16 protein-coding genes are annotated in these 15,539 nt (G+C 63.8%); 8 read left to right on the forward strand and 8 right to left on the reverse strand.

What is annotated here, in order from left to right; genetic code table 11:
* Positions 1–295: 295 nt before the first annotated feature.
* On the forward strand, positions 296–4,585 hold the full coding sequence (locus tag M4J39_RS18070; RefSeq protein ID WP_251729837.1) for an EAL domain-containing protein: 4,290 nt from the start codon (positions 296–298) through the stop codon (positions 4,583–4,585).
* Positions 4,586–4,601: 16 nt separating this feature from the next.
* On the opposite strand, the gene M4J39_RS18075 is transcribed toward M4J39_RS18070, so the two are convergent.
* The 3 genes from M4J39_RS18075 to M4J39_RS18085 are packed head-to-tail and all read right to left on the reverse strand — an operon-like array spanning position 4,602 to position 7,300.
* Entirely contained in the window at positions 4,602–6,065 is a 1,464-nt protein-coding gene (locus M4J39_RS18075; RefSeq protein WP_251729838.1) for an ATP-binding protein, read from the reverse strand.
* A 5-nt stretch (positions 6,066–6,070) separates the two neighbouring features.
* Complete coding sequence (locus M4J39_RS18080; protein ID WP_251729839.1) at positions 6,071–6,772, reverse strand: response regulator; 702 nt, start codon at positions 6,770–6,772, stop codon at positions 6,071–6,073.
* Between the two features lie 3 nt (positions 6,773–6,775).
* Entirely contained in the window at positions 6,776–7,300 is a 525-nt protein-coding gene (locus M4J39_RS18085) for a MarR family winged helix-turn-helix transcriptional regulator (RefSeq protein ID WP_251729841.1), read from the reverse strand.
* A gap of 208 nt (positions 7,301–7,508) precedes the next feature.
* On the opposite strand from M4J39_RS18085, the gene M4J39_RS18090 reads away from it, so the two are divergent.
* Positions 7,509–8,399: a branched-chain amino acid aminotransferase gene (locus M4J39_RS18090; protein ID WP_251729842.1), complete on the forward strand. Its 891-nt coding sequence runs from the start codon at positions 7,509–7,511 to the stop codon at positions 8,397–8,399.
* A 167-nt stretch (positions 8,400–8,566) separates the two neighbouring features.
* On the opposite strand, the gene M4J39_RS18095 is transcribed toward M4J39_RS18090, so the two are convergent.
* Both M4J39_RS18095 and M4J39_RS18100 read right to left on the reverse strand, forming a co-directional pair.
* Positions 8,567–8,845, reverse strand: coding sequence for a zinc ribbon domain-containing protein (locus M4J39_RS18095; protein WP_251729843.1), 279 nt, complete (start codon positions 8,843–8,845; stop codon positions 8,567–8,569).
* A gap of 50 nt (positions 8,846–8,895) precedes the next feature.
* Complete coding sequence (locus M4J39_RS18100; protein WP_251729845.1) at positions 8,896–9,102, reverse strand: hypothetical protein; 207 nt, start codon at positions 9,100–9,102, stop codon at positions 8,896–8,898.
* 409 nt (positions 9,103–9,511) lie between these two features.
* Between M4J39_RS18100 and M4J39_RS18105 the strand changes: the two genes are divergently transcribed.
* The 4 genes from M4J39_RS18105 (at position 9,512) to M4J39_RS18120 (ending at position 11,849) form a co-directional block, all read left to right on the forward strand.
* On the forward strand, positions 9,512–9,676 hold the full coding sequence (locus M4J39_RS18105) for a hypothetical protein (protein WP_251729848.1): 165 nt from the start codon (positions 9,512–9,514) through the stop codon (positions 9,674–9,676).
* Between the two features lie 240 nt (positions 9,677–9,916).
* Positions 9,917–10,657, forward strand: a complete 741-nt coding sequence (locus M4J39_RS18110; RefSeq protein ID WP_251729850.1) for a bifunctional 2-polyprenyl-6-hydroxyphenol methylase/3-demethylubiquinol 3-O-methyltransferase UbiG — start codon at positions 9,917–9,919, stop codon at positions 10,655–10,657.
* A gap of 110 nt (positions 10,658–10,767) precedes the next feature.
* Entirely contained in the window at positions 10,768–11,544 is a 777-nt protein-coding gene (locus M4J39_RS18115; protein ID WP_251729851.1) for a phosphotransferase, read from the forward strand.
* Between the two features lie 146 nt (positions 11,545–11,690).
* Positions 11,691–11,849 carry a DUF3563 domain-containing protein gene (locus tag M4J39_RS18120; RefSeq protein WP_251729853.1) on the forward strand — a complete coding sequence of 53 codons (159 nt, stop codon included), beginning with the start codon at positions 11,691–11,693 and terminating at the stop codon, positions 11,847–11,849.
* Positions 11,850–12,000: 151 nt separating this feature from the next.
* Here M4J39_RS18120 and M4J39_RS18125 read toward each other — a convergent pair whose 3' ends face one another.
* Positions 12,001–12,501, reverse strand: coding sequence for a hypothetical protein (locus tag M4J39_RS18125; protein WP_251729854.1), 501 nt, complete (start codon positions 12,499–12,501; stop codon positions 12,001–12,003).
* A gap of 317 nt (positions 12,502–12,818) precedes the next feature.
* On the opposite strand from M4J39_RS18125, the gene M4J39_RS18130 reads away from it, so the two are divergent.
* Positions 12,819–13,100: an HdeA/HdeB family chaperone gene (locus tag M4J39_RS18130; RefSeq protein WP_251729856.1), complete on the forward strand. Its 282-nt coding sequence runs from the start codon at positions 12,819–12,821 to the stop codon at positions 13,098–13,100.
* Between the two features lie 55 nt (positions 13,101–13,155).
* Here the strand turns inward: M4J39_RS18130 and M4J39_RS18135 are convergent, their stop codons facing one another.
* Both M4J39_RS18135 and M4J39_RS18140 read right to left on the reverse strand, forming a co-directional pair.
* The gene (locus tag M4J39_RS18135; RefSeq protein ID WP_251729858.1) at positions 13,156–13,731 is read right to left on the reverse strand and encodes a DUF1499 domain-containing protein; all 576 of its coding nucleotides are present in this window, start codon (positions 13,729–13,731) and stop codon (positions 13,156–13,158) included.
* 12 nt (positions 13,732–13,743) lie between these two features.
* Positions 13,744–14,154: a hypothetical protein gene (locus M4J39_RS18140; RefSeq protein ID WP_251729860.1), complete on the reverse strand. Its 411-nt coding sequence runs from the start codon at positions 14,152–14,154 to the stop codon at positions 13,744–13,746.
* Between the two features lie 404 nt (positions 14,155–14,558).
* Here M4J39_RS18140 and M4J39_RS18145 point away from each other — a divergent pair, with 404 nt between their 5' ends.
* The gene (locus M4J39_RS18145) at positions 14,559–15,497 is read left to right on the forward strand and encodes a helix-turn-helix domain-containing GNAT family N-acetyltransferase (protein ID WP_251729865.1); all 939 of its coding nucleotides are present in this window, start codon (positions 14,559–14,561) and stop codon (positions 15,495–15,497) included.
* Positions 15,498–15,539: the final 42 nt, after the last annotated feature.

Here is a 15,539-nt window from a genome sequence, read left to right on the forward strand (position 1 = left end):
CGATTCTGCGGAGATGCGGTGTTTCCGCCGACTTGAGGTGTCTTGCGCGAACTTGTGTCGCAGCCGGAACCGTTCAGGCTTCCACGTCCCAATAAGGGATGTCGGAGAGAACAGTCGATTGTCAGATGCCATCGTCGATGGCGCGTTTCTACTTAGCTGCTCAATATAGCGTCAGGCATACCAAATCATTCGGAAAATTGTTGTGTGGGGAGGGGAACCACTCGGTTGCGAAAAGCTGTGCCGTAAAGGAATATATACTTGTTCAGTTAGGCTTGCGGGTTTGGTGGATCCACGAATGGCTGACGACGAAATTGAGGAACTGGGGGCAGAGAGAGAGGAGTCCGACGATTCCGGGCCTTCCTCGGACGCTGTCGCCGGCAAGCAGACAAAGTTGACTGGGGCCGTCAACGACAACCTTTATTATGTTGGTATCGGGGCATCGGCCGGTGGCCTGGAGGCGCTTCGGCCGTTTGTCGCCAACCTGCCGCAACAGGCCGACATGACCTATGTCGTCGCCCAGCACATGTCGCCCGATCACAAGAGCCTGATGGTCGATTTGCTGGCGCGGGAAACCGCTCTTGTCGTTCTTGAGGCGACCAACAATCAGATTCCCCGGCCTGACACCATTTACGTTGCCCCGCCGAACGCCGACATCACCGTCGTCAAGGGGCGCTTCCGCGTCAGCCGGCCGACGAACACGATCGGCCCCAAGCCGTCGGTCGACCGCTTTTTCATGAGCCTCGCCGAAGACCGGCGCGATCATGCCATCGGCATCGTGTTGTCGGGAACGGGCTCGGATGGCGCCCATGGCCTCAAGGCGATCAAGGCGGCCGGTGGCATCTCCATTGCCCAGGATCCCAAGACAGCCAAGTATGACTCGATGCCGCGCGCCGCCATTCGAGTCGGTGGGGCCGATCTGGTTTTGTCGCCCAAGGATGCCGCCAACAAGCTGCCTTCGCTGGTGCAGTGGCCGCATCAGCGCCTGTCGACCGACGACGAGGAACTCGATCCGCCGCCGCCAACCGTCCAGGGAATCATCCAGCAGATCGCCTCGCAGACGGGTATGGATTTCGCCAACTACAAGGATGCGACCATCTCGCGGCAGATCATGCGTCGGATGGCGGCACTTCAGATTCCGACGCTGGAGGCCTATGGCAAGCATGTCACCAGCCAGCGCGACGAGCTGGAGATCCTTGCCGGCAACTTCCTGATCTGCGTGACGTCCTTCTTCCGCGATCCGGACGCTTTCGAAATGGTCCGGAAGTTTCTCCGCGACCTGTTGAAGAAGAAGCGGCCGGGCGACGAGATCCGCATATGGATTCCGGGCTGCGCCACCGGCGAGGAAGTCTACTCCATCGCCATCATCCTCGACGAGGAGCTGGGCGAGGCGCGAGACAGATATCGCATCCAGATTTTTGCCACCGACATCAACAACGACGCGGTGGCCGTGGCCCGTGCCGGCGTCTATCCGGAAGCGGCGCTGGCCGACATCGACGCGGACAGGATCAGCCGTTATTTCAGCGAACGCGACGGCATGTATGTCGTTCACAAGTGGCTGCGAGACAGCGTGCTTTTTGCCCGTCAGGACCTGGTACAGGATCCACCGTTCCTGCGCCTCGACATGATCAGCTGCCGCAACCTGCTGATCTATTTCAAGCATGACCTGCAAGACCGCGTCCTCAAACTGTTTCATTACTCGCTGCGGGACAATGGGTTGCTGTTCCTCGGCAAGTCGGAGTCGGTGGCCCGCCTCGGCGGTCTGTTCATCGAGCTGGATCGAAGGGGCAAGGTCTACCTGAAGCGGGCCATCGCCACACCGATCATTGCCGGCTTCTCGCGAACGCGGGGCGCCGGGAGCATGCAGAGCGATGCGTTCCCACTGGCCGACAAGGACGTCGAGCACCTCAACAGCGCCGCGGTGGGACGCAACCGGCTGTTCGACATCTATGCGCCGCCGAGCATCCTGATGACCACGGCCGGCGAGATCGTCGAGATATTCGGAGATTGCTCGGCCTTTCTCGCCGTTCGCGTGGGCAAGGCCGATTTCAACGCCTTCTCGCTGATCCTGCCGTCGGCGAGGCCGGAACTGCGCGCATTTGCTTATCGGGTGTCGCGCGACAAGCAAACCATGGTCTCCGGCGTTTTCGAGGTGATGATCGACGGCAAGTCGGAGTTCATGCGGCTCGCGGTACACTACTGCGGCGAGAGTGTCGCCGAGGATGAGGCCCTGCTTCTGGTCAGTTTCGAGAAGGTCGAGAGCCGGCCGCCGGTCGCTCAGGATCTGGCTGCTGTCGACCTGGAGGTAGCCGAGCGGGTCCGGCAGCTCGAGCACGAGTTGGTTCTCAATCGCGAGTATCTTCAGACGGTGATCGAGGAGCTGGAGACCGCCAACGAGGAGCTGCAGGCGACCAACGAGGAGGCTCAATCGGCCAATGAGGAACTGCAGGCCTCAAATGAAGAACTGGAGACGGCCAACGAGGAGCTTCAGGCGTCCAACGAAGAGCTGACGACGGTCAATGACGAGCTTGCCTCAAGGACCGGCGAGCTGAGCGAGGCGTGCAGCGATCTCGCCAATGTCCTCGACAGTCTTGACCATGGCATTCTCGTCGTCGATCAGCAGTTGCAGATTGTGCGTTACAACGCCATCGCTCAGGTTTTCTTCAGGCTGCCCATCGACAGCCCGCCCAACTTCACGCTGGCGTTGACCGGGGTTCCGGTCGCCGAGCTGCTGCCCAGGATCCAGCGCGTTCTAGGCAAGCGCCGGATCGAAGAGTTCGAATTCCGCCACGAGAATCGCAGCGTCTACCTGTTCCGCCTTGTTCCTTATCTCGACTCCTATCGAGGAACGAAAGCCCAGAGCGTTGTGATCTGCATTCACGACATCACCGAACGAAAGGAAGCGGAAGAAAAGATTCTGCTTTCGGCATCGGTGTTCGAGCACGCTTTCGAGGGCACCATCGTAACCGACGCCGACAATCGGATCCTGTCGGTCAATCCCGCTTTCACGCGCATAACGGGCTACACGGAGGCAGAGGTCGTCGGATGCAATCCAAGCATGCTGTCGGCCGGAGAGCATCCGCCCGAGTTCTACCGGGCCATGTGGGAGGCCATTCACGGCACCGGGGTGTGGAAAGGCGAAATCACCAATCGCCGCAAGAGCGGAGAGACGTTCCCGGAGTGGCTCTCCATTTGCGCAGTCCGGTCGGCGGAAGGGAAGATCGTTCGTTACGTCGCCGTCTTCAGTGACCTGACCGAGGAGAAGAAGGCGCTGAGCACGATCCAGCGCCAGGCCAACTTCGACGCCCTGACCAAGTTGCCGAACCGCAGCCTGACGTCGGATCGATTGCAGCAGATGCTGGTGTCGAACCGCCACAACGGTCGCCTGTTCGCCGTGCTGTTCATAGACCTCGATCATTTCAAGGATATCAACGACGCGCTGGGGCATACCGTCGGAGACGCGGTTCTGATCGAGACGGGCAGCAGGATCGCTCAGAACTTGCGCGACACCGACACGGTGGGGCGGCTCGGCGGTGACGAGTTCATCGTTCTCCTGAACAATCTCACCGGCATCGACGATATCCTGCCCATCGTCCGGGGCATTCTCCAGACGGTCAACCTGCCGCTTTCCGCGGCGGGTCACACCGTGCAGACGTCGGCGAGCATCGGCATCACCGTTTATCCGATGGACGGCGACACCCCAGGCAAGTTGTTGAAGAACGCCGACGGGGCCATGTATGAGGCCAAGAGACACGGCCGCAACACCTACTGCTTCTTCACCCAAGAGATGCAGGACGAGGCGAACCGCAGGCTTTGGATCAGCAGCGAGATGACGGCGGCCGTACAGGCCGGCCACATGCAGCTGCATTATCAGCCGATCATTCGGATCTCCGATCTGGACATCGTCGGCGCCGAAGCCTTGCTGAGGTGGCGGCATCCGGCGCATGGCATGATTGCTCCGGATACCTTCATTCCGATCGCCGAGCAGAACGGCTCCATACTTCAGATCAGCAAGTGGGTCTTCAAGAACGGGCTTGACGCATGGGAGGCGTATTCCAGGGTTCAGCCCGGCCTCAGTCTCGCCTTCAACATGTCAGCGGTGGAATTCGTCTCGCACGAACACATCGAAGAGCTGCGGTCCTTGCTGCAAGACAGTCCGCTCACGGCCCAGGGGTTGGTGAAGCTGGAGATCACCGAGAGCGTGAAGTTCTCCGATTATGCCGACTATGTGGAAACCTTGGGCATGTTTCGTCGCCTTGGCTGCGGCGTGGCGATCGACGACTTCGGAACCGGCTTCTCGTCGATCAGCTATCTCAAGCGGATGCCGATCGACGTCGTGAAGATCGACCGCTCGTTTATCCGCGACATCGGTCACAGCGAAAGCGGCGACGCGATGATCGTGGCTCTGATCCAGATGATCCTCGCCATGTCCAAGGAGTGCATCGCCGAGGGGGTCGAAACGCGGGAGCAGTTGGAGTTCCTGAAGGCGTGCGGCTGCAATTACGCCCAGGGTTTCCTGTTCGGGCGCGCCATGCCGCTGTCCGAGTTCGAAGCCCTGAGGGCGGCGGGCATTCGGCCGCCCGAGTGACCGCTCCAGGCCCTCCTTACGCCGGCAGGCGGATGGTTGCCTTGAGGCCGCCGTGCGGGCTTTGGCCGAGTTCGATGTCGCCGCCGTGGCTGCGGGCGACGTCGCGGGCGATGGCAAGGCCCAAGCCGGTACCGGGGACATCCTGGTTGCGCGCGGCGTCGAGCCGATAGAAGGGGCGGAACACCGCTTCCATTTCGTCCTCGGGAATGCCGGGGCCGTCGTCCTCGATGGATATCGACAGCCAGCCCTCGCGCCGCTCGCCGGTCACCCACACCGCCGCGCGACCGTAGCGGACGGCGTTGCCGACGAGGTTGGCGATCAGCCTGCGGAAGGCGGTGGGGCGCAGCGTCAAGTGGCCGTCGCCGGTGAAGGCGAAGTGGGCCTCCCGTCCCACCGGCTCGGCCATCTGGCGCAGGCAGTCGGCAAGCGTCGCCTCGACGTCGAGCGGTTGCGGCGCCTCGTCGGCGTCGCCCCTGGCGAAGTCGACGTAGGCTTCCAGCATTGCCTCCATCTCGGCGACGTCGGCGCGGAGGTCGGCGGTCTCCTCGCCTTCGGGCAGCAGCGCGAGGCCGAGGCGGAAGCGGGTGAGGATGGTCTTGAGGTCGTGGCCGACGCCGGCCAGCATGGTGGTGCGCTGTTCGATCTGGCGCTCGATGCGCCGGCGCATGCCGATGAAGGCGTGCGCAGCCTGCCGCACCTCGCGGGCGCCGGTCGGCGCGAAGCCCTCCACGGGGCGCCCTCGGCCGAAGGCCTCGGCGGCGGCGGCCAGCCGTTCGATCGGCTTGATCTGGTTGCGCAGGAAGATCAGCGACACCAGCACCAGGAACAGGGCCGTGCTGACCATCCACACCAGGAAGAAGTGCCAGTTGGCGGCATAGGCGAGGCTGCGCGGAAAATCCACGCGCAGCACGCCGGCATGGACGATCATCCGCACCTCGATGCGTTTGCCGTCGGGCAGGTCGTGGATCGAGAACGGCATGGACAGCGGCCGCTTCTGGAGCGCGCCGGCCAGCATGGTGTGGACGATGTCGGCCGAGGCCCGCCGGGTCCGGCCGATCTCGCTGGGCGGAAGCACCTCGGCGGTCAGCCCCATGGCCTGGCCGGTGGTGGCGACGGTGTCGATCCTGACTTCATCGGGGATGGCGGTGTTGTCGGCGATGTTGGCGAGGCCGAGGATGGAGGCGGCGACGGCGTCCGACAGACGCTGGGTGACCAGCATCCAGTGGCGATCCATGAACACGCCGGTCAGCACGCCGAGCAGGATCAGCATCGGCACGACGACGATCAGGAGCGACCGGCCGAGAAGGCCCTTGGGCAGCGCCCGGTTGATGGCATGGCCGGTGCCGATCCAGGCCCGCCGCAGCACCGTGGGGCTGTTGCGGGCGATGAAGTTGCGGACGTGGCGGATGCCGTCGTCGATCCGGTCGAGACCGGCGGCGACTCGGCCACGGGGCTCGGTCGGTTCTGGCGTTTGCGACATCTCGCTCACTCGAAGCGCAGGCGATAGCCGACGCCGCGCACGGTCTGCAGGAACATGGGGTTGCCGGGGTCGGTCTCGATCTTGCGGCGCAGGCGATTGATCTGCACGTCGATGGTCCGTTCTCCCACCTCTCCGGCTTCGCCGCTCAGCGCCTCGCGCGACAGCGTGCCGTCCGGACTGGCGGCGAACTGGCCGAGCAACTGACGCTCGCGGTCGGTGAGGCGTACCGGCATCTCGCCGTCGCAGAGTTCCTCGCGCTTGGCGTTGAAGACGAAGCGGCCGAAGCGGATCTCCTCGCGCGTGAGCGGCGCCTCGGGGAGCGGCCGGCGTTTCAGGATGTTGTTGAGGCGCAACAGGAGCTCGCGCGGCTCGAACGGCTTGGTGAGGTAGTCGTCGGCGCCGGCTTCGAGGCCGCGAATGCGGTCGGAGCCATCGGATTTTGCGGTGAGCAGCAGGATCGGCACGTCCTGCTCCGATCTCAGCGACTGGGTGAGGCTGAGGCCGTCTTCCCCCGGCATCATCACGTCGACCACCAGGATGTCGAACTCGATGGCGGAGATCTTGCGCCGGGCCTCGGCGGCGTCGGCGGCAGCGGTGACGCGATAGCCGTGGCCGCCGAGATACTTGGCGAGCAACTGGCGGATGCGGCTGTCGTCATCGACGACGAGAACATGGCTGGCGCTGTCGGCGGGGGCGATGGAGACCATGGTTCAGCCTTCGCTGCCGGCCGGCGCGCCGGGCGCGCGGGCATCGATCATGTTGCTCAGGAAGTCGCGCACGGTGGCGCGCGAGCCCGGCGGCAGCGTGGCCAGCGCCTTGACGATGCGGACATGCTGGCGGGCCGAGAGATCGTTTGCCAGTTGCTCGCCCTTCTCGGAGGCATAGAGAAGCCGCTCGCGCCGGTCGACCGGGCCGGGGCGCTGCTCGATGTAGCCGTCGTCGACGAGCTGCTTCAGCACGCGACCGAGGCTCTGCTTGGTGATCTGCAGGATATCCAGGAGGTCGGAGACGCGCAGGCCGGGGTTGCGCATCACGAAATAGACCACGCGATGATGGGCGCGGCCGTAGCCGATCGATTCCAGGATGTGGTCGGCCTCGCCGACGAAGTCGCGATAGGCAAAGAACAAAAGCTCGATCAGCTCAAGGTCGAGCTCTCCGCCGCTGCCGCCGGGGTGTTCCGCTTCGGGCTTTTCGGACGGACGAATGGCGTCGGAGGGAAAATTTATGGCAGTCATGTTGACATACTTCGATTCATTTGTTACTAGAATACCCGTCACGACGAAACGATCGTTCGCACGACGCGGTCGCAAGGGACATCCGGCACACAAGGGATCCACTGATCCGCGAGCATAGCCGCTTGTCGACGCCGAGGCAAAACGTGTCCCGTGCAAGAGGTCGCCCGCCTGTCGGGCAAAGACAAAAGAAAAGGTCTGGGAGTTCAAGATGGCCAGTGTCCCCTTTGACAGCCGCGACGGTGTGATCTGGTACGACGGCAAGTTCGTCGACTGGAAGGACGCCAAGGTGCACATTCTGACCCACGCGCTTCACTATGGCAGCGCCGTCTTCGAGGGCGAGCGCGCTTATGGCGGCGAGGTCTACAAGCTCCGGGAGCACAGCCAGCGCCTGATCGAGTCGGCCGAGATCCTCGGTTTCAAGCTGCCCTACAGCCTTGAGGAGATCGAGGCGGCGACCAACGAGGCGCTCGCCCGTTCGGGTCTCGTCGACGCCTATGTCCGGCCGATCGCCTGGCGCGGTTCGGAAGCCATGGGCGTCGCCGCCCCCAACAATACCATCCACATGGCCATCGCCGTCTGGGAGTGGCCGAGCTACTTCAGCCCGGCCGAGAAGCTGAAGGGCATCCGCCTGACCTGGGCGCCCTATCGCCGTCCGGACCCGATGACCATCCCGTGCAAGTCGAAGGCCGCCGGTCTCTACATGATCTGCACCATCTCCAAGCACGCGGCGGAGGCCGAGGGCTATACCGATGCGCTGATGCTCGACTATCGGGGCTATGTGGCGGAATCGACCGGCGCCAACATCGTCTTCGTCCGCGACGGCGAGCTCTACACGCCGGATCCGGACTGCTTCCTCGACAGCATCACCCGCCAGTCGGTGGAGGCGATCGCCGCCCGCCACGGCATCAGGGTCAATCGCAAGCACATCCTGCCCGAAGAGCTCTCGACCTTCACCGAGGCCTTCCTGGTCGGTACGGCCGCCGAGGTGACCCCGATCTCCGAGATCGGCGAGTATCGCTTCAAGCCGGCGAAGATCAGCGAGCTGTTGATGCACGCCTATCTCGACGAAGTGCAGCCCAAGAAGGTTGCCGCCGAGTAATCGATCCGTTAGAGTTTTTCCGGTGAACTTGGGTTCGCCGGAAAAACTCTATCTCTTTGTTAAGACGCAGTTCCGGACGCAAAACCGGTACCCACTTTTGCTGGAACTGCTCTAGAACGACAAGAACCCCGCTGCGCCTGTGCGCGGCGGGGTTTTTCATGCGCCGGTCAGCGGTACCAGGTTGGCCCGACCACCAGCCGCTGGATGGTGAAGATGGCCAGCCCCAGGGCAACGGTGGCCGCCAGCCAGAAGGGCAGGCCCATGCCCTGGAAGTAGAACAGGAATGGCAGCACGACGGCCAGCGGGATCAGAAGACCGAAAGCGAACAGGAAGACGAGGCCCCGGGATCTCCGGTTGAAATACAGGTAACCCTTCTCGGCGCCGCAGGCGGGGCAGACGACGTCCTTCTTCGAAACGGGGCTTAGGCAGTACGGGCAATGCGCCATTTCACGATCTACCTTAAGGCTAGAGATAAAAACAACAAAACCGGATCGATTTATCTGTACTCGCGGTCATGGATACGGTCCAAGTCATGCCTGAACCGGTCGAGTTCGCCGCGCCGGGAGGCCATTGCCGCACTGGCCCAAGGGGCCTGGAACACGGCCGAGAGGTGGTCTTCCAGCTCGATCAGTTTGCCGATCAGCTCTCGACGGACGATCCGGCCATCTTCCGAGGCGGCCGGAATCCGGACGACGTGGTCCACGCTGGCTCGAAACTGCCTCTCGAGAAGGCTCGCTTCCTGCTCGCCGAGACATATCGAGCCGGCGAGCCGAACCCGGTGGGCAAGAGAGAGACATGCGGCCTTGATGTCTCGGTCCACCTGGGCGAGCTGCCTGGACAGTATGGCCCCACGCCTCTCCTTTATTTTCGGATGCATGACGTCCTCAATATAGTTCTATGAAACAAAGACGATGAAAGGGAATTCGGTATTTGGAACTATTTTTCTTGAGTAATGCTTCTCAGTATCAACTTCTGAAAGTCCGATAGACCGCGCTTTTCGTCGGTCTTTCGGAAGGTGCCCGGCCGATATGTGCCCGCTACTTGCGGTCACGCCACTCCGCGCGCGAAACCTGTTTTCACATCTTGCCGGATCTGTTCCGGAAGCCTGGGGCGTGATCGAGCCCGTCGCGTCCGGGTGGGCGTCGCTTTTTCTACGACTTGAAAACGCGCTGTCGAATGACGGACTTGACGGTCATGATGAAAACCCATCCCGTGGTTCTGTCGCCGATAAAACGAACGAAAAAGTTTCAAAACAAATGCAACGGCAAAACGCCTGAATCCCTTCGCGCGTTCGAGGCGCGTCAGGCATATGCTCTCCGTATATATGACAGGATAGAACGTTGCAAGGGACTCGATGACCTTTTAGGTTTCTGCCGAGGCAGACTGTAACACATCAGGCAACAGATGACATTTGCTTTCCCGTGGCTGAACGTGCCAGTCATTTGAGCAATAAGTCATTCTATACTGAGCCCGAAGCCGAGGCGCCATGGCGGGCCGACCGTCCCGGAGACGCAAGCATGATCCCTTCCGATCCTTGGGACCGCGAGACCGCGAGGTCCTACGACACGCCGGACACAGGCATGTTCGCGCCCGAACTCCTCAGGCAAACCGTCGATCGGCTGGCCGCGCTGGCCGGTGGCGGCCGGGTGCTGGAGTTCGCCATCGGAACCGGGCGGGTTGCCGTCCCGCTCCGTGAAAGAGGCGTCTCCGTCACGGGCATCGAGCTGTCGACGGCGATGATCGACGAGCTGCGCGCCAAGGCCGACGAGGCGGCGATCCCGGTGATCGTCGGAGACATGGCCACGGTCTTGGCGCCGGGCCGGTTCAGCCTCGTCTACCTCGTCTACAACACCATAACCAACCTCCTGACCCAGAAGGAACAGGTCGCCTGCTTCCGCAACGCGGCGCGGCACCTGGAGGCCGGCGGGCGCTTCGTGGTGGAACTTGGCGTTCCCGACCTGCGCAAACTGCCGCCCGGCCAGACCGCCGTCGTCTTCGCCGACGAGCCCGGCTACATCGGCCTCGACACCTACGACGTGCTCAACCAGCGCGTCGTGTCGCACCATTTCCGCTTCGGCGACGACCGTCAGGCGAACCTGCTGCGGTCTGCCCACCGCTACATCTGGCCGTCCGAGCTGGATCTGATGGCCGAGCTGGCCGGCTTCGATCTCGAAGAGCGGTCGGCGGACTGGACGGGAACGCCCTTCACCGCCGAGTCCGGCTCGCACGTATCCGTCTATCGGCTTGCCACGCGCTGACTCTCGGGGTGGCCAGCGGCCGAGCGGTCTTGCGTCGCCGGTCGACTTGAACCAAACAACGGCGGGGCGGCGGAAGGCAGTTTCGCCGCGGGCGGTTTGGGGAGGTTTGCGTGCAGGCGCTCGAAGGCGGACGCGAGGGGAAGATCTGGCGCGACGGCGATAGCGTGACGCGGCCGGCCGGCCCGTGGACGCCGACGGTGCATCGCTTCCTCGCCCACATCCGCACGGCCGGATTTACCGGCGCTCCCGTTCCCATCGGTATCACCGAGGCGGGGCAGGAGGTGGTGAGCTTCGTCGAGGGGCGCGTCTCCGAGGACCTCCGCGATCCGCTCGTCGGCTCCGAGCGGATGCTTCGGTCGGCCGCCGGGCTGCTGCGTGCTTTCCATGCGGCCTCCCGGGGCTTCCTGGAGCGCGACCGCCAGGCGCAGGTCTGGATGCTGGAGCCGAGAGAGCCACGCGAGGTCGTCTGCCACGGCGACTTCGCGCCCTACAACGTCGCCGGCAAGGGTGGGGTGGCCGTCGGCCTCATCGACTTCGACACCATCCATCCTGCGCCGGCCCTGTGGGATCTCGCCTATGCGGTCTACCGATGGGCGCCGCTGTTCTCGCCCGGCCATCAGGGCGGCGTGTTCGATCAGGAGATGCAGCTGTCGCGGGCGCGGATCTTCTGCGACGCCTACGGCGCGACGGCGGACGAGCGGTGGCAGCTGCCGGGCATGATTGTCGAGCGCCTGCGGACGCTGGTCGCCTTCATGCGGGGACGGGCCGAGGCGGGCGACGAGACCTTCGTCGAGGACGTGGAAGCCGGCGAAGCCGCGCTCTACCTTGCCGACATCGCCCACGTGGAACAACTCGGAGAGCGGCTCACCCAAGCCCTTCTCGGCTGAGAACGGATTTTTACCTATAGGAAATCTGAAAGCGGCTTTCAGAAGTTGCGATTAGGTCAGGGCGGCTGACGGGTCTATATTGAGGGCGTCAAAGAGATGAGAGAAAGAGGCCGGAAACCTCCGGTCAGGAAAGAAGGAAAGAAGAAATGTTCGCCACCCTCAAGCGTGCTGCCAAGGCCCTCCGCGTTCCCTCCCAGGCCGAGCTCGACCTCGCCTACCTGAACGAAGCCGGCGACCGCTACGACCTCGAAGCCCGCGAGCGCAACCTCAGCCGCCGCGCGCCGAACCGGGGCCTCGGCCTCTGAGGACTGGACGGCAACAAGCCGACACTTCGATACGACGTCGAGCGCTCGATACCTGACCGGTTCGGGCGCTTTGTCGTATCCGGCTTCCGGCAACAAAAAAACGGCCCCCCTTTCGGGAAGCCGTCTTCGTTTGATCCTGGAACGCTCGGCCTTACTTGGTCAGAACGATCGTGTTCTTGAACTGCGGCTCGTTGTCGCGGGCGGCCGGATCGAAGGTCGTCACGACGCTGTAGCCCTGCGAACCGTGGGTGCCGACGACGGCGCCGGACTTCAGGCTCTGCTCGGCCGCCGCATAGCGGGCGGCGTCGGCCTTGGCGGCAGCGGCGTTGGTCGAGCCCTTGACGACCACGGCGCTGACGAACTGCGGGTCGTTGTCACGGGCGGCCGGGTCGAAGGTCGTCACGACGCCGTAGCCTTCCGATCCATGGGTGCCGATGACGGCGCCCGACTTCACGCTCTGCTCGGCGGCGGCGTAGCGAGCGGCGTCGGCCTTGGCAGCGGCGGCGTTGACGCCGTCAGTGTGGACGACGGCGACGAACTGCGGGTCGTTGTCACGGGCGGCGGGGTCGAACTGGACGAGGGAGGCGGCGCTGGCGACCGAGGGGAGAAGGGCGGCGGCCAGGGCGAGGGAGGCGAGGAGGGAGGTCTTCATTTTCAAAACTCCTAAAGACGTAACGTACTGATTTGTTTCATGGTGTGGCAGCGGGGGAGGTCACTGGAGGTCTGTGCTCGCTGCCGATGACCGTGATTTAGGTCGCTTTCGATCACGCGCAAATGGGCGCCGGATGACACTTGCGGGCAGGCGATTTGACAATTGATCGCAAAAGCGTGTGCGGGCGCGTGAACGCGGCGTAGCGCAGCCCGCAGTAGGGGAATTCACGAAGCCGATTATTTCATGTTATGAAGGATTTGCCGGTGGCCGGGGGCATGAGAATCCGCGGCGGCCGGTCCATCCGGAAGGGAAACATCATGAAGTTTGCATTTGTTGCCGGCGCGCTGGTCACCGCGCTGCCGACGCTGGCGGTTGCCGGCGAGAAGGTCGACATGGCCGACCTCACCTGTCAGCAGTTCCTGGCCGACGAGGAAGGCATCCTGCCGACGGTGGTCTGGATCGACGGCTATCTCAGCCACCAGAGCGGCAACACGGTGATCGACCTGGATCAGCTGATCGCCAACGTGAAAAAGATCGCCGACGAGTGCGCAGGCCAGCCCGACATGAAGATCATGGATCTGGTGCCGGAAGAGGAATAGACGCTGGCGTCGATCGATCGGGGACCGCTTTCGGCAAAGCCGGGGGCGGTCCCCGTCACTGCGCGGGAGAGGGCTGGGCGGCGGCAGGGGCCGTTGGCTGGGCTGCGGCGAGCTCGGCGTCGATGCCGGACAGCAGCGACACGATGTTGGTCATGTTGCGCCCCAGGTCGTAATAGCCGATCTGGCTGCGCGAATAGACATAGAGGAACGAGCCGCCGCCGCGGGCCGGCGTCACCATCACCGACAGCGTCGAGGGCATGCGCAGCAGGGGGGAATAGACGATCACCCGGAAGCGGGTGTTGACCGGATTGGCGCCCACCATCCGAACCTTGCCCGGCAGGCGTTTGATCGCCTTTTCGGCCACCGCGAACAGCACGGCCGGCGGCAGGTTGTAGCGGCGCGTCTCGATGTCGGGGATGCCCTTCTTGCAGTCGTCGGCCGGGCAGGCGAGCGTGTCGTTGAGCTTGCCGGTGCGCGAGGGCACCGCGAAATCATAAGGGCCGAGATCGGCCGCGCCGAACACCGCGTCCCAGCTCGCTTCCCGGCCGTAGGTATAGAAGGCCAGCACCAGGAGCAGGAATGCTCCGAACAGGGCCGCGAGCACCAAACCGAGGAAACGCAAAGGGGACATTGGATACCGGGGTCACGAGTGCGAGCGATCCCAGCTTTTAACCCGATTGAACAGGGCGCGCCAGAGGTCGGCCGAAACCGCGAGCCAGCCGGCGACAACGGCCATGACGACGATCATGGCAAGGCTGTTCGACCGGTTGGGGGCCGGCGTCGGCGTGATGGAATAGCTCATGTCGCGCGGCAACGCCTTGACGAAGGGAACGGGATCGCCGGCCGGGCGGATGGCGCCGGTCTCCGTATCCAGCGTCGCGATGGCCGGTACGGTCTCGGCCGCCCGTACCGGGCTGAGGCTGGCGAACAGCAGCGTGACCGCCAAAATCAGCGAGGCGGCGACGGCGACGACGATGGACGCGCCCGCGCCGACGGACAGCTCGTGGGGGCCGATGTTTGCATTGAAGGGGGTGTCGTCGATCCTGTCCATCATCTTTCTCGTCCTTGCCGCTTTATCGCTTCGTCACCGAACCGGGCCTTCGGTCGGTGTCTTCCGATGGGCAATTGATGCCTTGCGAATGGGTCGCGCCGAAGCCGGGATTGAGGTGGGTGACGGGAGATGTCGTGGCGATTTCGTGGCGGGGTTAACACTTGGGCGGTGGAGCGCCGGTGGAGAAGATTGAGCGTTTTGGAATTCCGATTTCTTTCAATGACTTGCATGGTAAAGACCGCGTCGTCTGGTTAACGATCCGTAAATCCGAAGGGTCGCTTTTTCGGCATCTTTTCGGGGCCGAGGGGCGCTGCCGTCCGCTTGCCCGATCGCCCGGGGCGCAAGAGCGACCATTGCATTCTGCGACGATATGGTTGTACGATACAACTATATCGTCGGAGCTTGCCATGCATATCGACCTTGCCGTCATCGAGGACATTCGCGCCCTGTCGCGTGCCCTGGTTCGCGACTGGGGGTTCATGGGCGGCGCCTTCGCCGGCACCGATCTGTCGCCGTCGGCCGTCCATGCGCTGATCGAGATCGAGAAGGGCGGTCTCACGGCGCGCGACCTCGGCGGTCGCCTGCGCCTCGAAAAATCCAGCGTCAGCCGCATGCTGCGCAAGCTGGTCGCCTCGGGTGACGTGAGCGAGACGCCCGACGCCACCGACGGCCGCATCAAGCTGCTGTCGCTCACCAGCGAAGGGCGCGCGCGCGTGGCGGCCATCCACGCCTTTGCCCGCCGGCAGGTCGCGGGCGCCCTGGAGCGTCTCGGGGCGGGCGAGGATCGAATCGTGCTCGACGGGCTGCGGCTCTACAGCAAGGCCCTGGAAAGGCGAGCGGATGGCGATGGCGTTTCGGCGATCGAGATCGTCGCCGGCTATCATCCGGGTCTCGTCGCCCGCGTCACCGACATGCACATGCGCTACTACGCCCGGGAACACGGTCTGGGCCGGCGCTTCGAAGCTTTGGTGGCCGGCGGGCTCGCCGACTTCTGCCTGCGTCCGGACAATCCGCGCAACGGGATCTGGACGGCACGGCGGGACGGGATGATCGTCGGCTCGGTGGCGGTCGACGGCGAGGACATGGGTGAGGACGTCGCCCACCTGCGCTGGTTCATCGTCGCCGACGGTCTGCGCGGTGGCGGGGCGGGAAAGCGGCTGCTGGACGCGGCGCTGGCCTTTGTCGACGGGCACGGCTTTGCCGAGACGCACCTTGCGACCTTCGCCGGCCTCGACGCCGCCCGCCATTTCTACGAGTCGCGCGGTTTCGTGCTCGTCGAGGAGAAGGTCGGCGCGCAATGGGGGCGGGAACTGGTGGAGCAGCGCTTTGTTCGACGCTCAAAATGAAAAGGGACCGGAGCCGACGTCCGATCCCCGTACTGCCTCCGC

It is taken from the genome of Pleomorphomonas sp. NRK KF1, assembly GCF_023721755.1.
Lineage (GTDB): Bacteria > Pseudomonadota > Alphaproteobacteria > Rhizobiales > Pleomorphomonadaceae > Pleomorphomonas.

Bases quoted from the DNA above. Each gene is read 5' to 3' on its own strand.
- M4J39_RS18110 (WP_251729850.1), top strand. From the start codon at position 9,917: ATGATCCCTTCCGATCCTTGGGACCGCGAGACCGCGAGGTCCTACGAC.
- M4J39_RS18080 (WP_251729839.1), bottom strand. From the start codon at position 6,772: ATGGTCTCCATCGCCCCCGCCGACAGCGCCAGCCATGTTCTCGTCGTC.
- M4J39_RS18145 (WP_251729865.1), top strand. From the start codon at position 14,559: ATGCATATCGACCTTGCCGTCATCGAGGACATTCGCGCCCTGTCGCGT.
- M4J39_RS18140 (WP_251729860.1), bottom strand. From the start codon at position 14,154: ATGATGGACAGGATCGACGACACCCCCTTCAATGCAAACATCGGCCCC.
- M4J39_RS18085 (WP_251729841.1), bottom strand. From the start codon at position 7,300: ATGACTGCCATAAATTTTCCCTCCGACGCCATTCGTCCGTCCGAAAAG.
- M4J39_RS18120 (WP_251729853.1), top strand. From the start codon at position 11,691: ATGTTCGCCACCCTCAAGCGTGCTGCCAAGGCCCTCCGCGTTCCCTCC.
- M4J39_RS18070 (WP_251729837.1), top strand. From the start codon at position 296: ATGGCTGACGACGAAATTGAGGAACTGGGGGCAGAGAGAGAGGAGTCC.
- M4J39_RS18125 (WP_251729854.1), bottom strand. From the start codon at position 12,501: ATGAAGACCTCCCTCCTCGCCTCCCTCGCCCTGGCCGCCGCCCTTCTC.
- M4J39_RS18130 (WP_251729856.1), top strand. From the start codon at position 12,819: ATGAAGTTTGCATTTGTTGCCGGCGCGCTGGTCACCGCGCTGCCGACG.
- M4J39_RS18135 (WP_251729858.1), bottom strand. From the start codon at position 13,731: ATGTCCCCTTTGCGTTTCCTCGGTTTGGTGCTCGCGGCCCTGTTCGGA.
- M4J39_RS18075 (WP_251729838.1), bottom strand. From the start codon at position 6,065: ATGTCGCAAACGCCAGAACCGACCGAGCCCCGTGGCCGAGTCGCCGCC.
- M4J39_RS18090 (WP_251729842.1), top strand. From the start codon at position 7,509: ATGGCCAGTGTCCCCTTTGACAGCCGCGACGGTGTGATCTGGTACGAC.
- M4J39_RS18095 (WP_251729843.1), bottom strand. From the start codon at position 8,845: ATGGCGCATTGCCCGTACTGCCTAAGCCCCGTTTCGAAGAAGGACGTC.